Raw genomic sequence first — 18005 nt, 5'->3', positions numbered from 1 at the left:
ACCGGCGGTGACCCCCGCCTCATACGTGTGGGGTACGGGGTCCCTATAGGGGGCTTACGCTGGGGGAGCGTCACTTTGTGTGACGGTGCCCGGGTCGCACTCTCCACCCCCATGTCCTTTCCGCTCCTCCTCGGTGTCTCTCGCGCTTTCTCTCATGTGCTGCATCCGTTCCGTGCGTCGGCCCGACCGGCAAGTCATGCGTATGTCGTAGAGAATTCGAACACTCCTTGCCGGACGGCAACGTACGTTCGGAGGGTGATACGTCGGATCGGCCCGTGATGTTCACAGCGGCGACTGCCAGGTCTCCGTCGTTCCTCTTCCGTTTGCCTCTTTGCCGCTGCCCTCCGCCGCCCCGTCGTCGTACACCGTCAGGCGGACCCCGGAGCGGCCGTCGGGGAGTGCGGCCGTCACGTCGACGGTGATCGCGATGCGTGACACGCCGGTGCGGCGGGAGGCGGCGGCCAGGGCGCGGCGCAGGGCGGCCAGCAGATGGCCGGCGGCGGGCTCGGTGATGCGGTTCTCCACGGCTCCGGTGAACCGGGTGGACGGCTGGAAGCCGAGCAGCGCGGCCGCGCCCGCGGTCTCGCGCAGCACCTTGCCGCGGAAGGTGGTCGGGGCGTCCACGGGCGGCTGTTGCAGGGCGAAGATGGCCGTGCGGACGTCCTGAATCGTGGACTGGAGTTCGTCGACGGCCCTGCCGAGCGTGTCGTGCACGTCCTTCGCCGGAGTCCTGCGCTGGGTGGACTCCAGCATGATGCTGGTCGCGAACAGCCGCTGGACGACGAGATCGTGCAGGTCGCGGGCGATGCGGTCGCGGTCCTCGAAGACGGCGAGCCGCTCCCTGCTGTGCTGGGCGTCCGCGAGTACCAGCGCCAGCGCGGCCTGCGAGGCGAACTGGGTGGCGAGCAGCCGCTCCACCGGGCTGTACGGCCGGTCGCCGCGACGGCGCGGCAGGGCGAGGGTGCCGATGAGACGGCCGCCGGCCTGGAGCGGCAGCATCATGCTGGGCCCGAACCGGTGCCGTACATGCGTCGTCATGCGTGGGTCGGTGGCCGAGTCCTCGATGAACACCGGCCTCCCGCCCAGGAGTTGTTCGAGAACCGCGCTGCCGGGCTCGATCGTCGTGCCGACGATGTCGCCGGGGTCCTCATGGGTGGAGGCGGTCACGATCTCCATACCGCCCTCCGGGGTGGGCTGCAGGATCACGCCCGCCGAGGCATCGGCGAGGATCCGGGCCCGCTCGGCAACGGTCATCAGCGCGTCGGCGGCGGTCTCACCGGTCAGCAGCGCCGTCGTGACGGCCGCGGCGCCCTCGATCCAGCGCTCCCGCTGACGGGCCGTCTCGTACAGCCGGGCGTTGCCGATCGCGATACCCGCCTGGGCGGCCAGCAGCCGCAGCAGTTGCTCGTCCTCGTCCGTGAACGGGCCGCCCGCCTTGTCGGCGAGGTGGAGCGTCCCGAACACCTCGTCCCGCACGCGGATCGGAACGCCCACGAAGTCGTCCCCCCGGCCGACCGAAGTCCGCTGCGCGACCGGGTCCGGCTCGGCCGTACGGATCTGCGCGAGCCCGTCCTGCCCGGGGTCGACCGTGCCGAGCGCCGCGTACCGGGCGCCCGTCAGCTCGGCGGCGCCGTCCACGATGTGCTGGAGCGTGGCCCGCAGTTCGAGGTCGGTGCCGACGTTGAGGACGGCCTCCAGAAGGGGCGGCAGGCGGGGGACGGGATCGGTCATCACCCGGGTTCCGGTCAGCCCGCCAGCGGGTCCAGCACGAGTGGCTCGATCTTGCCCTCCAGCATGTAGCCCAGGCCCTGCACGGCGCACACGTCGGGCCGCTCGGCGATGTGCACCGGCATGCCCGTCGCGTGCCGCAGCATCTGGTCGAGCCCGGGGAGCAGGGCGCTCCCGCCGACCATCATGATCCCGCGGTCGGCGAGGTCGGCCACCAGATCGGGCGGGCAGGCGCGCAGCACCTTGCCGATGCCGTCCAGTACGGCGGTCAGCGGGGTCTGGATGGCATCGCGTACGGCAGCGGTGTCGACCTGCACGGAACGGGCGAGGCCGGTGGCCACGTCCCGACCGTGGATCTCCGTCGAGGCGGGGCCGTGCGGGGTGAGCCCGTTTCCGGAGAGCGCCAGCTGCAGCGGACGTACCGCCTGACTCGGCAGCATCAGCTCGTGCTGGTGGCGCAGGTGCTGCACGATCGCGTGGTCGACGGCCTCGCCGCCCACCGGGATGCGCTCGGCCGTGACGATCGAGCCCAGCGACAGCACGGCGAGCTGGGTCGCGGCGGCGCCGCACACCATGATCATGGTGGCCTCGGGCTGCTCCACGGGCAGTCCGCAGCCGACGGCCGCCGCGATGAGCGTGTCGACGAGCTCCACCCGGCGGGCACCGAGGCCGACGAGCGTCTCGATCGCCGCGCGCTGCGCGAGCGGGTCCGCGTCGTGCGGGGTGCAGGCCGCCGCCCGCAGCCGCGGCTTGCGGCGCAGGGCGCGGCGCGCCTTGTCGCCGATCAGGTGGCGCAGCATGCGCTGCGCCATCTCGATGTCGACGACCGTGCCGCCGGACACCGGCCGCACCACCCGGATGTAGTCCGGCGTACGGCCCGTCATCTTCTCCGCGAACTCGCCGACGGCGATCAGCGCACCCGTCTTCGTGTTCACCGCGGCGACGCTCGGCTGATCGACGACCAGCCCCGCGCCCTTCACGTACACGCGGGTCCTTGCCGCACCCAGGTCGACGGCGAAGTGGCAGCGGCGCAGCTGCTCCAGACTGGCGGTCATGGCAGATCCTCCCGAGAGCGCAGACCGTACGGGCCCGCCGGGTGGCGGTCCTCTCTCGCATCGTGCGGGCCCTGACGGGGCGTCGCCTTTTGTGGGGGGCCGGGTGGGGTGCCGCTGGACGGGTGTATTTGTCCGTAATGTCCGAAATAAAGAAGAACGGTGAGGGGGAGTCGAAGGAGCTCTCAGTCGGCGCGGACCGCTTCGAGTACCGGCTCCAGCGAGGCCACGGTCAGCTCGCAGCCGGCCTCGACGAGACGCAGCCTGGCCTGCTGACCGGGGGCGTAGCCGAGGACGGGGAGGCCGATGGAGCGCGCCGCGGTGACCTCCGTGACGGAGGAGGTGATCAGCAGGGCGTCCGCGGGCGCGGTGCCCAGCCGGCTCAGGGCACGCAGCAGGCAGAAGGGGTCCGGGGTGAGGAGCGTCAGGTCGTCGGCGCGGCCGTGCGCTCCGCCCGGCACCGAGGCCATGAGATCCCGGGACTCCAGGTACGTCAGGAGGGCGCCGGTGGAGATGTCCGAGACGACGGCGGCCGGCGGGCCCAGGGTGCCGAGCGCGCGGATCAGCGAGGCGGCGTGCGGGGTGGGGCGCGCCGAGCGGGCGGCGCGCTCCTCCACTCGGTGGAGTGCCTGGCGCAGGTCGGCGCCCAGACGGTGGTGTGCCAGCGCACGCAGCAGGTCCAGCGGATCGGGTGCCTCGTCCCGACGGGACCGGAGGGTGCTCTGCGACAGCAGCCGTTCTCCGCCCAACGCCTCGTCGGGGTGCCGGAGTTCGACGAAGAGCGCCACGAGGTCCTGGATGGCCTGCTCCGATGCCTGCCGGGTGTACAGCCGGGCCACGGGCCCGTCGAAGCCCAGGAGTACGGCCTCGGCGGCGTCGAGGGCGGCGGGCGCGTCCGGTGGCGCGGCCTCCGCGCGGGACGGCGCCCGCCTCGACGGCCGGGACGGTGGTGGCTCCGGCGCCGCGGGGGCAGGTTCCTCCTCCGCGGTCAGCACCACCGAACACGCCACCGACAGTCCCGGCACCGGCCACTTCTGAAGCCCGTCCCGCACCGCGAGCTGCGCCGCGCCTGCCCGGCGCAGCGGGTGCCTCCGGGTGAGCCGCCCGGCCGTCTTGACCAGATGGTCGAGCAGTCGCCCGGACACGTCACTGGTCTCGCCGGCTACGAAGGACACCGGGTCGTCGACGTACCACGACAGCTCCACGGACGCGGCGAACGACCCCCCTCCGGCGCTCGGCAGGGACAGCCGGTGCGAGGCCCGGTGGGTGGTGAGGTCGACCTCGTAGTACGTGACGGGGGTGTACGCGGGGCGCGTGCCGAGGGGACGGTCGGGGGTGAGGAGGGTCAGTCTGCCGTCGGACCTGCTGCGCACGACGGCCGTACGGCCCGGCTCGGGTGCGGGGATCGCCTGGAGGTCGCGCGTCGTGAACGGGCCCTGCGCCAGATCATGTTGCCCGGGATCCGCGACGGTCGCGGTGATGTTCAGCGAGCAGTACCAGGCGATGGCCGGGCCGGCGGCCGAGCCCCGGTGCACGGGCCGGAACGAGTGCCCGCCGACGAGATCGACACCGCTCGCGGTCAACTCCTCGTGCAGAGCGGGGGAGAGGACGACCACGAGGTCCGCCGTCGAGTTCGCGAGGGCGGCTTCCAGGTCGGGTTGCCTGGTCGGCACGCCGGGCCGGGCGAAGTGCGCGGTGTGCCAGAACGTGAGCCGGACCCTCGGTGTTTGCTCCAACTTCGTGAGCAGATGGGACAGCTCGCGAAACACCTCGTCCAGGATGGGTAGTACGGATGTATCGGGCTCGGTGATCACCACATAGCCGTTGTCGCGCGCGAGCACCTCGTACGCGTTCGAGGCCAGGTCGCTGAGCGAGAGCAGCCGGGTGAGCGTGCGGCCCAGGACGTCGTACGCCGCCGGGTGGTCCCCGGGCTCCGTGAACTCGGCGACGACCGTGGAACGACCACGCTCCGGCGCGGCCCGCAGCTCGCGGTAGAGCGCCAGCATCGTGGGATTGGGCTCGCTGTGCTGCTGCTCCCGGTGCGTCTCGTACGCCTCGTACGACGCCATCGCATCCGTGATCCGGCCCATGCCCTTGAGAGCGAGGATGTGCAGCCGCCGGAAGTCCTCGCGTTTGGAGTGCTCCTGGAGGAGTGCGGTGAGATCACCTGCGGCCTGCTCGAAGTGGCCGAGCTCCAGGTCGAGTTCGGCGCGGGTGGCGCAGAGGGAGAGATACAGGGCGTGCAGCCGGGTGCGCGTTGCCTTGGCGGCGGGGCCCGGGGCGCCGTCCAGGGGTTCACCGTGCCAGAGGGCGAGGGCGTACTTGATGGCCTCGCGCGCCGCGGCGGGATCGCCCTCGTCCCGACGGGACTTGGCCGTGGCGACAAGGTCTTCGCAGCGGTTGATGTCGATGGTGGAAGGGGGTGCGAGGAGGGCGTAGCCGTCGGTGGTGGTGGCGAGGGCGCCGGGGCCGAGGGCCCTGCGGAGTGCGGAGGCATGAGCGGCCAGAGCCTGGGCCGGGCGGTCGTCGGGAGGCTGCCGCTCCCGCAGACCGGCGATGAGGTCGTCGTACGAAACCGTCCTGCCATGCCGCAGGAGCAGCATGGCGAGCAGGGCCCTCTCCTCCGGGGGGAGCGAGGGCAGCGCCTGGTCGCCCCGGCTGACGCGTACCGGGCCGAGCAGGCGGTAGCGGAGCCGGTCCGCGGCGGCGGCGTCCAGGATCTCTTCGAAGGAGGGGGACAGCAGCAGGTCCAGGCCCTGGCGCTGCACGTCCGGATCCGCCGAGCCGAGGGAGTGGGAGACAGCGGTGAACAGCGGCCCGCGCTCAAGGGGCACATGGGGGGAGGGATTCGGCTCGTTCACGCCGGACAGCTTGATCAGCATCCATCCGAAGTCGTTCAGATCCTTTGAAATGTCGTCCGCGTCCGTTGGCATCATGGCGAAGCGGGTGATCTTGACACCGCCGTCCGGGTCCAACTGAAGACTGTTCGGCGTGAAACGGCCGTGGGCCGTACCGGATTGATGTACGGCCTTCAGGCCGCGCGCGACCTGCCGGGCCAGCGGCGCGAGCATCGTGAAGGGCAGCCGGAAGCCACCCTGAGCGGTCAGCTCGGCGAGCGTCACCCCTTCGACGAATTCCGTGACGAGATACGGGACGCCGCGATCGATGCCGAAGTCGTGGACCGTGACGATGTTCCGGTGGTCGATCTCCGCGAGTTGTCGCGCCCTCTCCACGAACTGCTGATGGTTCCTCGCCGCGGAGTACTCGTACGCCGCCACCATCCTGTCCAGCCGCGTGTCCTTGGCCTCCCATACCTGCGGCGAGCCCCGCCCCAGCCGCCGCAGGAGCCGATACCTCCCCAGAAGCAGCCCCTCGGGGCCTCCCCCGTGGCCCCCCAACCGCCGCACACTCTCCTCCCGCACCGCCGCGAACGGCTCGCCCGCGGACGCCGGGGAGTCGCCGCCCGGTGCCAGCACCGGGAAGTCACCGGCGGCCACTCCCGCTCGCGCGTCGATCAACGCGCCCACCCGGGCCAGCAGTTCGGACGTGCGGCCATGGGCGGAGCGGGGCAGGGTGCGCAGGAGGAGGGGGCGGACGCCCGGGCGGAAGGCGTACGCGTCCGGGCCGGCCCCGGTGTGGGTGAGCAGGCCGCTGAGGATGACCTCCGCGAGGTGCTGAGGCTGGGGCCGGCGTTCGATCGCCGCCTGGACCAGGCGCATGACCGGCAACTGGGGCTGCCCGACGGCGAGATGGCCGGCGAGACGGAAGGCCTCGGGGGAGGCGAGCGAGCGGAAGCGCAGGACCAGTTCCTCGGGGGAGAGCCGCTCCACGTCGCCCCGGCCTCGCTCGTCCACCGGGGCGGGCGGCGGTGTGGGACCCAACAGGCCTACGGAGCCCGGGAGTCGGCCCGCCCCGGCCACCAGTGACGACCAGTTCCCCAGCCAGGGCGCGGCGGGTTCCAGGACGGGCAGCGGGAGCACGCCGGAAGGGAGGCTCTCGGCTAGGTAGCAGTCCACGGTGTACGTGGCGTTCGGCGCCGCGGGCCACGGCGCGCCGAGCTGCGCGGGCTCGGCGGGCAGCGCGGTGGTGCGCCACAGCCGCTCCGGCAGCGGCTGGACCACGGCGACCGGCATCCGGGCCGCCCAGCGCCGTAGCGTGCGATACCAGCGGGCGCCCGCCGCGCCGCCCCGCCACTGCGGGCCCATGCAGTCGCTGACCAGCAGCGTGACCGTGCGCCCGGCGGCGTACGACTCCTGCGAGCCCGGACGCCGTACCGTCCCGTCGGCGTCCAGCCGGTGCAGCTCCACCGTGCGGAACACACCCGACTGGACCAGGGTCGTGTGCAGTTCGCGGACGAGCGGGCGCCAGACGGGCATGGTCGGACCGGTGTCGTGCACCAGGTGCAGGGTCAGCCAGCGCTCGGACACCGGACGCAGCACCGGCAGCCACCACTGCGGGGCCGCACCGAGCCCCGCGATCCGGTGCGCGGTCGCCTCCTCGTCGAGCTCCTGCCCGACGGGCGCGGGCACCCGGCGCTTGAGCGGGCGCAGGGTGCGTTGCAGGGCGAGGGGATGGGACAGCATCGGGGGCGCGGGGGCGAGCAGGGTGGTGAACGAGCCGGCGGGATCGTCCGCGTCCCGGCCTCCCGGCAGCCTCAACGGGACGCGTGAGGCGGGAAGTCGGGGCGCCGGAGCCGGCGGCGGCGTGGGGGCGGGCTGGGGGTCCGGCTGCGCGGAGGCGGGTTGCGGTGGGGCGGGGGCGTCAGGGGTGGCGAGAGTGGCGGGACGGGCCTCTTCCGGGACCGGGTCGCCGGGGGACATCTTCCCCGCGAGCCACAGCAGTTCGGCCAGTTCCACGGAGTTCGGCCGCGCCCCGCCCCCGGCCCGGCCGAGCAGGGCGGCGAACCGGTCGACGCTCCCGCCACCGGAGTCAGAAGTCATCGTCGTCCCGCGGCCCGCTCAGATACGGCATCAGCTGCTCGGCCAGTTCGTCGCGGGAGTCCGCGTCGATGCCCGCCGCGCCGGTGAGATAGATGGCGTTGAGAAGCTGGTCGGTGGCGAGGTCGCCGCCGGTGCCGCGGGAGAGGAAGCGGGCGATCAGCTCGCGGGCGTAGGCGTCGGGCTCGCCCAGATGGGCGCGGACGATGGACTCCAGGTGGGCGTCGCGGGGCTGGTGGAGTTCGAGGCGGACACAGCGCCGCAGAAAGGCCGGCGGGAACTCGCGTTCGCCGTTGCTGGTGAGGACCACGAAGGGGAAGGCGCGGCAGCGGACCCGCCCGCGGGAGACGGTGACACGGTCGTCGGTGCCGTCGACCATCACCTCCGCGTCGGGAGTGTGACGCGCGGCGCGGGCCAGCTCGGGAATCTCGTACTGGCCCTCCTCCAGGATGTTCAGCAGGTCGTTGGGCAGGTCCAGGTCGCTCTTGTCGATCTCGTCGATGAGCAGCGCGCGCGGACGGCCGTAGGGGAGCAGCGCGGTGCCCAGCGGGCCCAGCCGCAGATGGTCCTGGAGCGCACCGTCGGCGGGCAGTTCGCGGGCGGCGGAGCGCCCGGCGGCGTAGAGGCGGGACAGCGGGTCGTACTGGTAGAGGCCGTCGTGGAGCGTGGTGCGGCTGGTGATGTTCCAGCGCAGGACCGGGCCGAGCCGCAGCTCCCTGGCCACCGCGTACGCCAGGCTCGACTTGCCGCTGCCGGGCGGGCCCGTCACCAGCAGCGGACGGCGCAGGTACAGGGCCGCGTTGACGAGTTGGACCGCGCGATCCGTGGCACGGTAGGTGCGGGCGCGGTGCCTGCGGTCCGGGGACGTGGCCGAGGTGTCGCCGCCCTCCGCGGGGGTCTCCAGCTCCGGTCCGCCGTCGAAGGCGCGCCACGGCGGCGGTGCGGGAAGGTCCGCGATGCCGTCGTGGGGCTCGCTCCCACCCGTGTAGACGGGCCACAGGGACATGCTCTCTCCTTGCTGCGTACCGGATGCCGGCTGTCCGAGGCGGGCAGGCCGCTCAGCCGACGGGGTTGTGCAGATAGCCGACCGGGTCGGGCAGACATCTGGGGTCCTCCCAGAGCAGCGCCAGGTCGTGCGCCCAGTGCGGTTCCGGCGCGTCCGAGGCGTACGCCGTCTCGCGCAACTCATGGATGTGGAAAGGGAGTTCGCCCGGCGGGAGACCTGCCAGGTGTTCGGCGAGATGGTCCAGGAACACGGCGCCCGTGCAGTCCCCGTGGGTTCCGCCGCGGTGCTCGCCCCGGCAGCCCGTGCGCGGCCAGAGCATCACCGGCACGGCCGCGTTCAGGCTCGCCTGGAACAGCCGCCGGGTGCCGTCCGCGCGGGGCGGGGCGCCGAAGCCCACCATGTCCGCGCCGCGCCGCAGGCCGATGGTCAGCTTCACCGGGTCCTGCCCCACGGCCGCGCAGTCGATGCGGTGCAGCCTGGCCGCAGGCTCGGCGTCGAGGCGCCGCCACTTCTGCAGCAGCTTGTGCTGGAGGCCGCCGCTGCGCCGCCGCTCCAGGTCCATCACGACGAGCGGTGCGAACGAGCCGAGCGGGCTGTCGTCGTCGGCGCTGCGCTTCCAGTGCGCCACGTCCGCGTTGAGCCAGCGGCGCGGCAGCACGAAAGCGATCAACTCCCGTGCCCCCGGCTCCAGTTCGTGGTAGGCCTCGTCGATGCGCTCCAGGACGTAGGGGCGGACGCCGTCGACAGGGAGCGGGCGCGAACCGACGACGCGGCGGTGCCGGCCGTTGTACGCGGACACCTCGACCAGGAACTGGCCCTCGCCGCAGCCGCTGGGTGCGATCTCGACGAGGATCGGGGACCAGCCGGGCGCCGTGGTGCGCGGCTTCGGGGGTTCCGGGGTGCGCCGGGGGCGCGGCCAGGAGCGCAGGGCGCCCCGGGTCGGCGTGTCCTCCACGAAGTCGGCGAGCCGCGCGGCGAACCGGGCGGCGGCCTCGCTGTCCGGCACCTCGGAGAGCAGGTACCAGGCCGCGTCCCAGAGCGAGGCGAAGCCGTGCGACGGCAGCGGCGGGCCGAGCGGGCCCACCGCGTCCTGGTACAGCCGCTCGGGCCCGCAGCGCGCTCCTCCCCGCTCCGCGACCGCCTCGATGAGCTGCCGAAGCCGCTCCTTGTCGCCCCGCCCGTACTCCGGTGTCGGGATCAGTTCGCCCAGGCGCGGCCAGTAGCGGGCCATGACATGGGCGGGCAGCATCCGGCCGTTGCGGATCTCGGGGCTGCGCGCGGCCGCGGAGACCATGCCCACGACGCGTCCGGTGTCCGCGAGTGTCACCGCGGCGCCGCTGAACCCGGGCACGAGCGGCTGCCCGTGCGCGGCCCACGCCTCCAGCTGCACCCACTGACCGGCGATCAACTGGTCGGCGGTGGCCCGGTATTCGGCGAGCGTGCCCTCGTCGAACCGCTTGGGGAAGCCGTACGCCAGCAGCCGGCGCGGTGGGTCGCCGTACGCGTCGGACGGCGTCGCGAACTCGGCGGGCTTCAGCGGGACGGGGCGGTCGAGTTCGAGTACGGCGACGTCGCCGGGGTCGGTCTCCCGGCCGTCCCAGCCGCCGTGCGCGACCACCTGCGCGGGAATGTCCCGCTCGCCCTGTGCGAAGGAGATGCCGACCGCGTCGGTGCGGCTGCGGGCGACCACGTGTGCGCAGGTCAGGACGTGCCGGTCGGTGACCAGGAACCCGGCGCCGGTCTCCCGCCCGCAGCTGATCCTGGCGTGCCAGGAGGCGTTGGTCATGCCTGCGGTGAGGGTTCCTGGGAGCTGTCGGTGGGCCCCGGCGACCAGGAGAGCTTGACGACCAGGTGGCCCTCGACCGTGCTCTTGGCGATCAGGGCGCCCGCTTCGGCGGTGAGCTTCACCCCGAACTCGATCTCCACGGAGTCGGGGCGCAGACTGCCGTCGCGGAACACGCGCAGCGCGGACTCGGCGGCGGCCCGCACGCCCTCCAGCGACCCTTCGAAGGTGCGCGCCGCCTGGACGGTCCCGTCGTCCCGGGCGACGAGCCGGGAGCCGGACTCGTCCTCGGCTGTCTCGACGACGACGGGCGTTCCGTCATGGGTCCTGAACTCGACCAATCCGTCCATGGCGCCTCGAACCCCCGTCGTCTGTGACCTCCGGCATCTCCATTGTTACGGACGGTACTTGGGGCTGTCCCGGTTTCCGCGCCGCTCACAACGGCCCCCGCCGTTGGCGGGAACACGCCAGGGCGCCTTCCCGCCAGCCTCGTCCGGCTCTTCCGCGACACAAGGGCCCCGACACTCTTCGCAGCACCCCGACACCACCCCGTGGGCGAGGAGAGGCATCGATGACCCGAGGACCAGGAGCAGGACGAGCGAGACGCGCAACGGCCTTGCTGGCGACGGGAGTTGTGCTGGCCATGCTGCCCGCGGGGCAGGCGCGGGCCGCGCGGGACGCCGACACCCAGGGGCCGACGCGCACGGCGGGCACCGCCCGTACCGCCCAGACCGTCACCCTCGTCACCGGCGACAAGGTGACCGTCACCGACCTCGCCGACGGGAAGAAGACGGTCGCCGTGACGCGGCCCGAGGGGGCCGGCGGAGCGGTGCGGACGCAGGTGGCGAACGGCGCCGTCACCGTCGTACCGGACGAGGCTCTGCCGTATCTGCGGGCGGGAACCCTCGACCGGCGGCTGTTCGACGTGAGCGGGCTGATACGGCAGGGGCTGACCGACCGGAAGACGGCCGAGCTGCCGCTGATCGTGACGTACAAGGGGAAGACGAAGGGCGCGACCCCGCGCGGGGCCGAGCGGACGCGGGCGCTGCCGAGCATTCGCGGCGCGGCCCTCGACGCGGACAAGGGGCGGACGTTCTGGCGGGCCGTGACCGATGGCGATGCGGGTATCGGCAAGGTCTGGCTCGACGGGCGCGTCAGCGCGGACATGGCCGAGAGCAACGCGCAGATCGGTACGGCGAAGGCCTGGGAGACCGGGCTCACGGGCAAGGGCGTCACGGTCGCCGTCCTCGACACCGGCGTGGACGTCGGCCATCCCGACCTAGCGCAGAGGGTCTCCGCGACCAAGAGCTTCATCGAGGGGCAGGAGGTCGCCGACCGCAACGGGCACGGCACACACGTCACGTCCACCGTCGGGGGCAGTGGTGCCGCCTCGGACGGCAAGGAGCGCGGCGTCGCGCCCGGGGCGACGCTCGCCGTCGGCAAGGTGCTCAGCGACCAGGGTTCGGGCAGCGAGTCGCAGATCATCGCCGGGATGGAGTGGGCTGCCCGGGACGTGCACGCCAAGGTGATCTCCATGAGCCTCGGCTCGACCGAGCCGAGCGACGGCACCGACCCCATGGCCGCCGCGGTCGACACCCTCTCCGCGGAGACCGGCGTGCTCTTCGTCATCGCCGCCGGCAACACCGGTGCCCCGTCCTCCATCGGCTCGCCCGGCGCCGCCGACTCCGCGCTGACCGTCGGCGCGGTCGACTCCGCCGACGAGGCCGCCTACTTCACCAGCGCCGGACCGCGCTACGGCGACAACGCGCTCAAGCCCGACATCTCCGCGCCCGGCGTCGACATCCTCGCCGCCCGCTCCGGGCTCGTGGACGGCAGTGGCTACTACACCTCCATGAGCGGTACGTCGATGGCGACCCCGCATGTCGCGGGCGTGGCCGCGCTGCTCGCGGAGAAGCACCCCGAGTGGAGCGGCGCGCGGCTCAAGGACGCGCTGATGTCGACGTCCAAGCAACTGGACGCCTCTGCCTATGTGTTGGGCGCGGGGCGGGTCAGTGTGCCCGACGTGGTCGGGTCGGCCGTCACGGCCACCGGGAGCGCGGATCTCGGGTTCTACGGCTGGCCCTACGACGCGAACGAGCCGGTCACGAGGACACTGACGTACACCAACTCCTCAGATGCGGCAGTCGAGTTGAGCCTTGCCGTGCAGGGCGGCTCCGACGGTGTCGCCACGGTCGCCGACTCCACGCTCACCGTGCCCGCGCACGGCACCGCGTCCACCACCGTGACCGGAGACGGCGCCAAGGCCCCTGTGGGGCAGACCAGTGGGCAGATCGTGGCGTCCGCCGCCGGCCGCCCTGTCGCGCACACCGTGTTCGGGCTGGTCAAGGAGGAGGAGCGGTACACGCTCACCGTGCACGTCAAGGACCGCGAAGGTGACCCGACGGCGGCCGACGTGGCGGTGCAGCAGCTGGCGGCAGGCGTCGACCCGTACAGCGCGGCCGTGGGCGACTCCGGCACCCTGAAGCTGCGGCTGGCCCCGGGCATGTACAGCCTGACGTCCTTCCTCGACGTGCACGGCAGCCACGGCACGGACTCGCTGGGCCTCGGCTTTCTCGCGGCCCCGGAGATCACCCTCGACCGGGATCGTGAAGTCACCCTGGACGCAAGGAAGTTGCGGGAGGTGCGGGCAAAGGTCGAGCAGCGCACCGAGACCCGGCAGCTGCTGATGGAGTACGACCGCAACGCGGGCGGCTCCGACCTGTTCGGCGCCGTCCAGGTGCCCGTCAAGTACGACAGCATCTTCGCCGCGCCGACCGCGAAGGTCACGAAGGGCGACTTCGAGTACCGCACCGTGTGGCGGCTCGGAAAGCCGTCGCTGCAGGTCAAGGGGGTCGGCGAGGCCGTCGTCCAGCCCGGCGGCACCCTCGTCGAGGGGCGCAGCAGGCTGCCGCTCGTCGACGTCGGGACCGGGCCGTTCACCGGTGTGAAGGGCAAGGCGGTTCTCGCGCGGCTCACCGAGGGCGTCGAGCCCGGTGCGCTCGCCCGGGCCGCGCAGGACGCGGGCGCCGAGGCGCTGTTCGTGACGGACGACGCGGCCGGGCGGCTGAACGCCTGGTTCGGGACGGACGACGGCGCCGACCGGCCGCTGCAGATCGCCACGGTGAACACGGCCGACGCGGCCCGGCTGAGGGCAACGGCGCGAGTCGAGATGACCGGCACCCGCAACACGCCCTACGTGTACGACCTTTCGCAGGGGCACCGCGGCGCCGTCCCGAAGGGCGACCTGACGTACGAGCCGAGGAAGGGCGAACTCGCGACGGTGGACACGAGGTTCCACGCCGTGAAGCCCACCTCGGGCGGCGAGTTCCGGTACTCGATCACCGACGCCTTCCCCATCGGCATCGGCTTCCAGGAGCGGATCGACTATCCGGCCGAGCGCACCGACCACGTCTCCACCACCCCGGGCCGGCTCTGGCACGAGTCCGTGACCGTCGGCGACGGCGCCCTGGAGGAGCGCAGCGGTCTGATCGACTACCGAGGCGGCTCGCACACGGCACGGAACTGGTTCAAGCCCGTCTGGCACCCCTGGCTCGGCACCGGACTCGGCTGGGGCCAGCAGCGCTCGGGCAACGTCCTGCAGTTCAACACGCCCGGCTGGGGCGACTCCGGCCCCGACCACACCGGCTTCGGCGACGTGTGGAGCCAGGAGAGCGGCATGACCCAGTACACGGAGGTGTACCGGGACGGCACCCTGATCGACCGGCGCACGAGCTCGGGCGCCTACGACTGGGAGGCACCCGCCGACGAGCACACCTACAAGGTCGCCACCGACACCACCCTCGACCCCGACCGTTGGAGGCTCTCCACGAAGGGCCACTCCGAGTGGACCTTCAGGTCGTCGGCCACACCCGACGACCGCTGGACCTTCCTGCCCCTGCTCAACCTCGGCTACGACATCGACACCGACCTCGCCGGCGATGTGCGCGGCGGCGGCCGGGTGCCCGTCGGGGTCTTCGCCGAGTACGTGAAGGGCGCCCCGGACACCGGGACGATCGGCCGCGGCAGGCTCGAAGTGTCCTACGACGACGGGAAGTCGTGGACGTCGGTGACCCTGGACGGCCGTGGCGCCAGGTGGAAGGGGACGCTGACCGTGCCGCGCGGCGCGGAGTACGTCTCGCTGCGGGCCTCGGCCGGTGACGACCGGGGCGGCACGGTCAGCCAGGAGATCATCAGGGCGGTGGGGGTGAGGTAACCGGCCCGTCGGACGAGTGGCGCCGCACGCCGCGGACCACCCCCAGGTCCACCAAGTCCTGGGGGCGGATCCGGAGTTGGTCCGCCGTGGGGCGCACCTCGTGCGCCGGGCGCTTGAGGATCGCGGCCGCGAGCTCCGGTGCGATGACGGAGAAGTAACTGTCCGGCGTGGCCCAGGTGTTGCCCGGCGCCGCCAGTGCGAGAGCGCCGCCCGATCCGCCCTCGCCGATCACCAGCGTGGTGACCGGCGTACGGGCGGTGGCCACCGCGGCGAACAGGTCCGCGATCGCGGAGCCCACGCCCTGCCGCTCCGCGTCCGCGTCGTTCGCGGCACCCGGCGTGTCCACCAACGTCAGCACAGGGATGCCGAGTCGACCGGCGAGCCGGATCAGCCGGGCGGCCGTACGGTATCCGGCGGGGCGAGTCGCGGTGCCGCACTGGGCGGCGTACGCGACGGTCCGCGTCCCGTGCTCGTCGGTGTGCTCGCCGAAACCGCACAGCATGCCGGCGTCCGTGCCGCCGCAGCGGTCGCCACTGAGGGCCGCGCGCCGCGTGAAGTAGTCGTCCAAGTAGGCCTGCGCGCGCGGGTGTTGTGTACTGCGGGCGCGCAGCACCGCGTCCCAGCCGGTGGCGGGCAGACCGGTGGCGCCGAGGGCGTAGGGGGCGGGTGCGGCCCCGCCCGAGGGCCGGGTGAGCAGGCCCAGCCACAGAGCCACCGTCTCCCGCAGCTCGTCCTCGCCCACGACGGCGTCGACCGCGCCCGCGGCCCACTGCGCCTCGGCCGTGTACGCCGCCGGGTCCGCGTCGGGCGGCCGGACCCGGGAGCCCGCGAAGCCCACCTGTGCGCCCGGCAGCGCCAGCGTCACGTCGGCGCCCGCGCCCAGCGTCGCCCAGCCACCGCCCGTCGTCGGGTCCCGCAACACGGCGATCTGCGGCAGCCCGGCCTCCCGGGTGAGCGCCGACTGCCGTGCCACGCACTGGAGTTGGCTGAGGGCGAGCATGCCCTCCTGCATCCGGCTGCCGCCCGTCGCGACGAGCGAGACGACCGGCAGCCGGTGCTCACGGGCGTAGGTGTACGCCGCTTCCAGCCGGTCGCCGGTGCGTTCGCCGAGCGAGCCGCCGAGGAAGCCGAACTCGAACGCGATCAGCACGGCCGGGGTGCCGCCGACCGTCGCGGCGGCGCAGACGACGGACTCCTCCTCACCGGTGCGGGCCGCGGCGCGGGCCCGCGAGGCGTCGTAGCCCTGCCAGGAGAGGGGGCCGTCGGGCCCCTGCTCCCCGCCGGGAGCGGGCAGTTCGCGGAAACCGTCGGGGGTGTCGATGACGAGGGCGACGGCCTCGCGGGCGGAGAAGCGCTCAGTCATTCCTGAGGTCTCGCTTCAGGATCTTGCCCATGTCGTTGCGGGGCAGGGAGACGAGGTAGTGCACCACCCGGGGGCGTTTGTGCGGGGCGAGGCGGCGGGCGACGTGGTCGGAGAGCTCTGCGGCCAGGGCGGGGGCCGGGGGATCGTCCACCGGTACGACCCAGGCGACGATCCGCTCGCCGAGGTCGTCGTCCGGCTCGCCCGTGACGGCGGCCTCGCGCACCGCCGGGTGCTCAAGGAGGGCGTTCTCGATCTCACCGGCGCCGATCTTGTAACCGCCGCTCTTGATCAGGTCGGTGGCCTTGCGGCCGACGATCCGTACGGCGCCGTCCGTGTCGCGCACCGCCATGTCGCCGGTGCGGAACCAGCCGTCCTCGGTGAACGCGGCGGCGGTGGCGTCGGGCCGGTTCAGGTACTCGGAGAAGAGATTGGGGCCACGGACCTGGATCTCGCCGACCGTCTCACCGTCGCAGGTACCGGTGGGGCTGCCGTCGGCGTCGTAACCGCCGATGAGGGAACCGTCCTCCTCGACGAGCCGCACCCCGACACCGGGCAGCGGCACCCCGACCGTCCCGGGGCGCGGCACCCCGTCCGCACGCACACTCGTGTTCATGAGGGTCTCCGTCATGCCGTACCGCTCGACGACCCTGCGTCCCGTCGCGGCCGCGATCCGCTCGTGGTCGTGCACGGGCAGCGCGGCGGAACCGGACACCAGCAGGCGCGCCCGGCCGAGCGCCTTGGCGAGTTCGGTGTCGTCGGCGAGCGCCTCGGCGAGGCGGTGGTACATCGTCGGCACCCCGAACAGCATCGTCGCGCCGTCGTTCAGCTCCCGCGCCACGCCCTGCGCGCTGAACCGCCCCAGATGCCGTACCGATCCGCCCCGCCGCAGCGGTCCGAGAACACCCAGGATCAGCCCGTGCACATGGAAGAGCGGCAGCCCGTGCACGAGCACGTCGTCGCCCGTCCACTGCCAGGCGTCGGCCAGCGCGTCAAGGGTCGTGGCGATCGCGCGCCGCGGGATGACGGCGCCCTTGGGCGGGCCGGTGGTGCCGGAGGTGTAGACGACGAGGGCGGGGGCGGCGGGGTCGAGGCCGACCGGCGCCGCCGCCTCGCCGCTGCCCTGCGCCTCGACGTCGACCCGCTCCAACCGGCCGACAGGATCGGGGAGTTGATCACCAGGAGCCGCCAGCACCAGCGACGGCGCACTGTCGGACAGGATGTGCCCGAGCTCGCTCCCGCCCGACTTGGGGTTGAGCGGTACGGCCGGAACCCCGGCGAGCAGCGCGGCCACCACCGCGACGGCCGTCTCCAGGGTCGGCGTCGCCCAGACGGCGACCCTCCCCGCGCCGCCGATCCGCGCGGCGAGCGCCCCCGCCGAGGCGCCGAGTTCCGCGTACGTCAGGGAGCGGTCGCCGAAGCGCAGGGCGGGCCGCTGCGCGACCGAGCCGTTCGCCAGGGCCGGAAAGAGGGAGGACACGCGGCGTACTCCTTGCCTGGATGTCAGGGACAACAAGACCGTTCCTACACCAGAGCCGGGGAAACCCGCCGCCGCACGGCACCCGAGCCGAACCCGAGCACCGCTCCCTTCCTCGCCGCCTCCCCTCTTCGCCTAGGCCTGGTTGCCCTTGCCCTCGGCGAGGGTGTGCGCCACCAGGGCGTTGGCATGGCCGTGCCCCAGCCCGTGCTCGGTCTTCAGCCAGGCGACGAGTTCCATGTGCTTGCTCAGGGGCGAGGAACGGATGAGTCCCTTCCACTCGGCGACCGGCCGGCCGTACTTCTTCTCGATCGAGGGGAAGTAGCTCGCGGGGCCCTTCACGGGTTCGCTCATGTCGCCGATGTCCTGTCCGTCCGGGGAAACAACTCACGAGGCGCCGATGCGCTTCACCCGTATGACCTGGGGGAGCGGGAGAAGTAATCGGTGGG

10 protein-coding genes are annotated in these 18005 nt (G+C 73.0%); 1 reads left to right on the top strand and 9 read right to left on the bottom strand.

Translation table 11 applies throughout. The annotated features are described in order from the left end of the window. Positions 1–282 precede the first annotated feature (282 nt). From ABZS97_RS03230 to ABZS97_RS03205, 6 genes are all read right to left on the bottom strand, one after another. Positions 283–1731 (bottom strand): GAF domain-containing protein, encoded by a 1449-nt coding sequence (locus tag ABZS97_RS03230; RefSeq protein WP_356132920.1) that lies wholly within the window; start codon positions 1729–1731, stop codon positions 283–285. 14 nt (positions 1732–1745) lie between these two features. Continuing rightward, on the bottom strand, positions 1746–2783 hold the full coding sequence (locus tag ABZS97_RS03225; RefSeq protein WP_356132918.1) for a rod shape-determining protein: 1038 nt from the start codon (positions 2781–2783) through the stop codon (positions 1746–1748). A 182-nt stretch (positions 2784–2965) separates the two neighbouring features. Then, positions 2966–7720 carry an SAV_2336 N-terminal domain-related protein gene (locus tag ABZS97_RS03220; protein ID WP_356132915.1) on the bottom strand — a complete coding sequence of 1585 codons (4755 nt, stop codon included), beginning with the start codon at positions 7718–7720 and terminating at the stop codon, positions 2966–2968. Further along, positions 7710–8723 carry a MoxR family ATPase gene (locus ABZS97_RS03215; protein WP_356132911.1) on the bottom strand — a complete coding sequence of 338 codons (1014 nt, stop codon included), beginning with the start codon at positions 8721–8723 and terminating at the stop codon, positions 7710–7712. Before ABZS97_RS03215 ends, ABZS97_RS03220 begins: the two co-directional genes overlap by 11 nt. A 52-nt stretch (positions 8724–8775) precedes the next feature. Continuing rightward, positions 8776–10509: a trypsin-like peptidase domain-containing protein gene (locus tag ABZS97_RS03210; RefSeq protein ID WP_356132909.1), complete on the bottom strand. Its 1734-nt coding sequence runs from the start codon at positions 10507–10509 to the stop codon at positions 8776–8778. Beyond that, complete coding sequence (locus tag ABZS97_RS03205) at positions 10506–10856, bottom strand: CU044_2847 family protein (RefSeq protein WP_356132907.1); 351 nt, start codon at positions 10854–10856, stop codon at positions 10506–10508. Before ABZS97_RS03205 ends, ABZS97_RS03210 begins: the two co-directional genes overlap by 4 nt. 221 nt (positions 10857–11077) lie before the next feature. Between ABZS97_RS03205 and ABZS97_RS03200 the strand changes: the two genes are divergently transcribed. Beyond that, the gene (locus ABZS97_RS03200; RefSeq protein ID WP_356132905.1) at positions 11078–14719 is read left to right on the top strand and encodes a S8 family serine peptidase; all 3642 of its coding nucleotides are present in this window, start codon (positions 11078–11080) and stop codon (positions 14717–14719) included. Here ABZS97_RS03200 and ABZS97_RS03195 read toward each other — a convergent pair. The 3 genes from ABZS97_RS03195 to ABZS97_RS03185 all read right to left on the bottom strand — a co-directional run bounded on the left by ABZS97_RS03195 (position 14697) and on the right by ABZS97_RS03185 (position 17910). Then, a complete protein-coding gene (locus ABZS97_RS03195) occupies positions 14697–16082 on the bottom strand; it encodes a carboxyl transferase domain-containing protein (protein ID WP_356132903.1) in 1386 nt (461 codons plus the stop codon). The two genes, ABZS97_RS03200 and ABZS97_RS03195, sit on opposite strands and share 23 nt — an antisense overlap. Further along, positions 16075–17559, bottom strand: a complete 1485-nt coding sequence (locus tag ABZS97_RS03190; RefSeq protein ID WP_356132901.1) for an acyl-CoA synthetase — start codon at positions 17557–17559, stop codon at positions 16075–16077. Before ABZS97_RS03190 ends, ABZS97_RS03195 begins: the two co-directional genes overlap by 8 nt. Positions 17560–17691: 132 nt before the next feature. Further along, positions 17692–17910 carry a DUF4287 domain-containing protein gene (locus tag ABZS97_RS03185; protein WP_356132899.1) on the bottom strand — a complete coding sequence of 73 codons (219 nt, stop codon included), beginning with the start codon at positions 17908–17910 and terminating at the stop codon, positions 17692–17694. Between the last annotated feature and the right edge of the window lie 95 nt (positions 17911–18005).

It is taken from the genome of Streptomyces sp. NPDC005485 (assembly GCF_040606085.1).
GTDB lineage: Bacteria > Actinomycetota > Actinomycetes > Streptomycetales > Streptomycetaceae > Streptomyces.
The sequence above is the reverse complement of the archived record's forward strand: the minus strand, read 5'-3'. Positions and strand labels throughout refer to the sequence as shown.

Bases quoted from the DNA above. Each gene is read 5' to 3' on its own strand.
- ABZS97_RS03195 (WP_356132903.1), bottom strand. From the start codon at position 16,082: ATGACTGAGCGCTTCTCCGCCCGCGAGGCCGTCGCCCTCGTCATCGAC.
- ABZS97_RS03210 (WP_356132909.1), bottom strand. From the start codon at position 10,509: ATGACCAACGCCTCCTGGCACGCCAGGATCAGCTGCGGGCGGGAGACC.
- ABZS97_RS03215 (WP_356132911.1), bottom strand. From the start codon at position 8,723: ATGTCCCTGTGGCCCGTCTACACGGGTGGGAGCGAGCCCCACGACGGC.
- ABZS97_RS03200 (WP_356132905.1), top strand. From the start codon at position 11,078: ATGACCCGAGGACCAGGAGCAGGACGAGCGAGACGCGCAACGGCCTTG.
- ABZS97_RS03220 (WP_356132915.1), bottom strand. From the start codon at position 7,720: ATGACTTCTGACTCCGGTGGCGGGAGCGTCGACCGGTTCGCCGCCCTG.
- ABZS97_RS03230 (WP_356132920.1), bottom strand. From the start codon at position 1,731: ATGACCGATCCCGTCCCCCGCCTGCCGCCCCTTCTGGAGGCCGTCCTC.
- ABZS97_RS03225 (WP_356132918.1), bottom strand. From the start codon at position 2,783: ATGACCGCCAGTCTGGAGCAGCTGCGCCGCTGCCACTTCGCCGTCGAC.
- ABZS97_RS03185 (WP_356132899.1), bottom strand. From the start codon at position 17,910: ATGAGCGAACCCGTGAAGGGCCCCGCGAGCTACTTCCCCTCGATCGAG.
- ABZS97_RS03205 (WP_356132907.1), bottom strand. From the start codon at position 10,856: ATGGACGGATTGGTCGAGTTCAGGACCCATGACGGAACGCCCGTCGTC.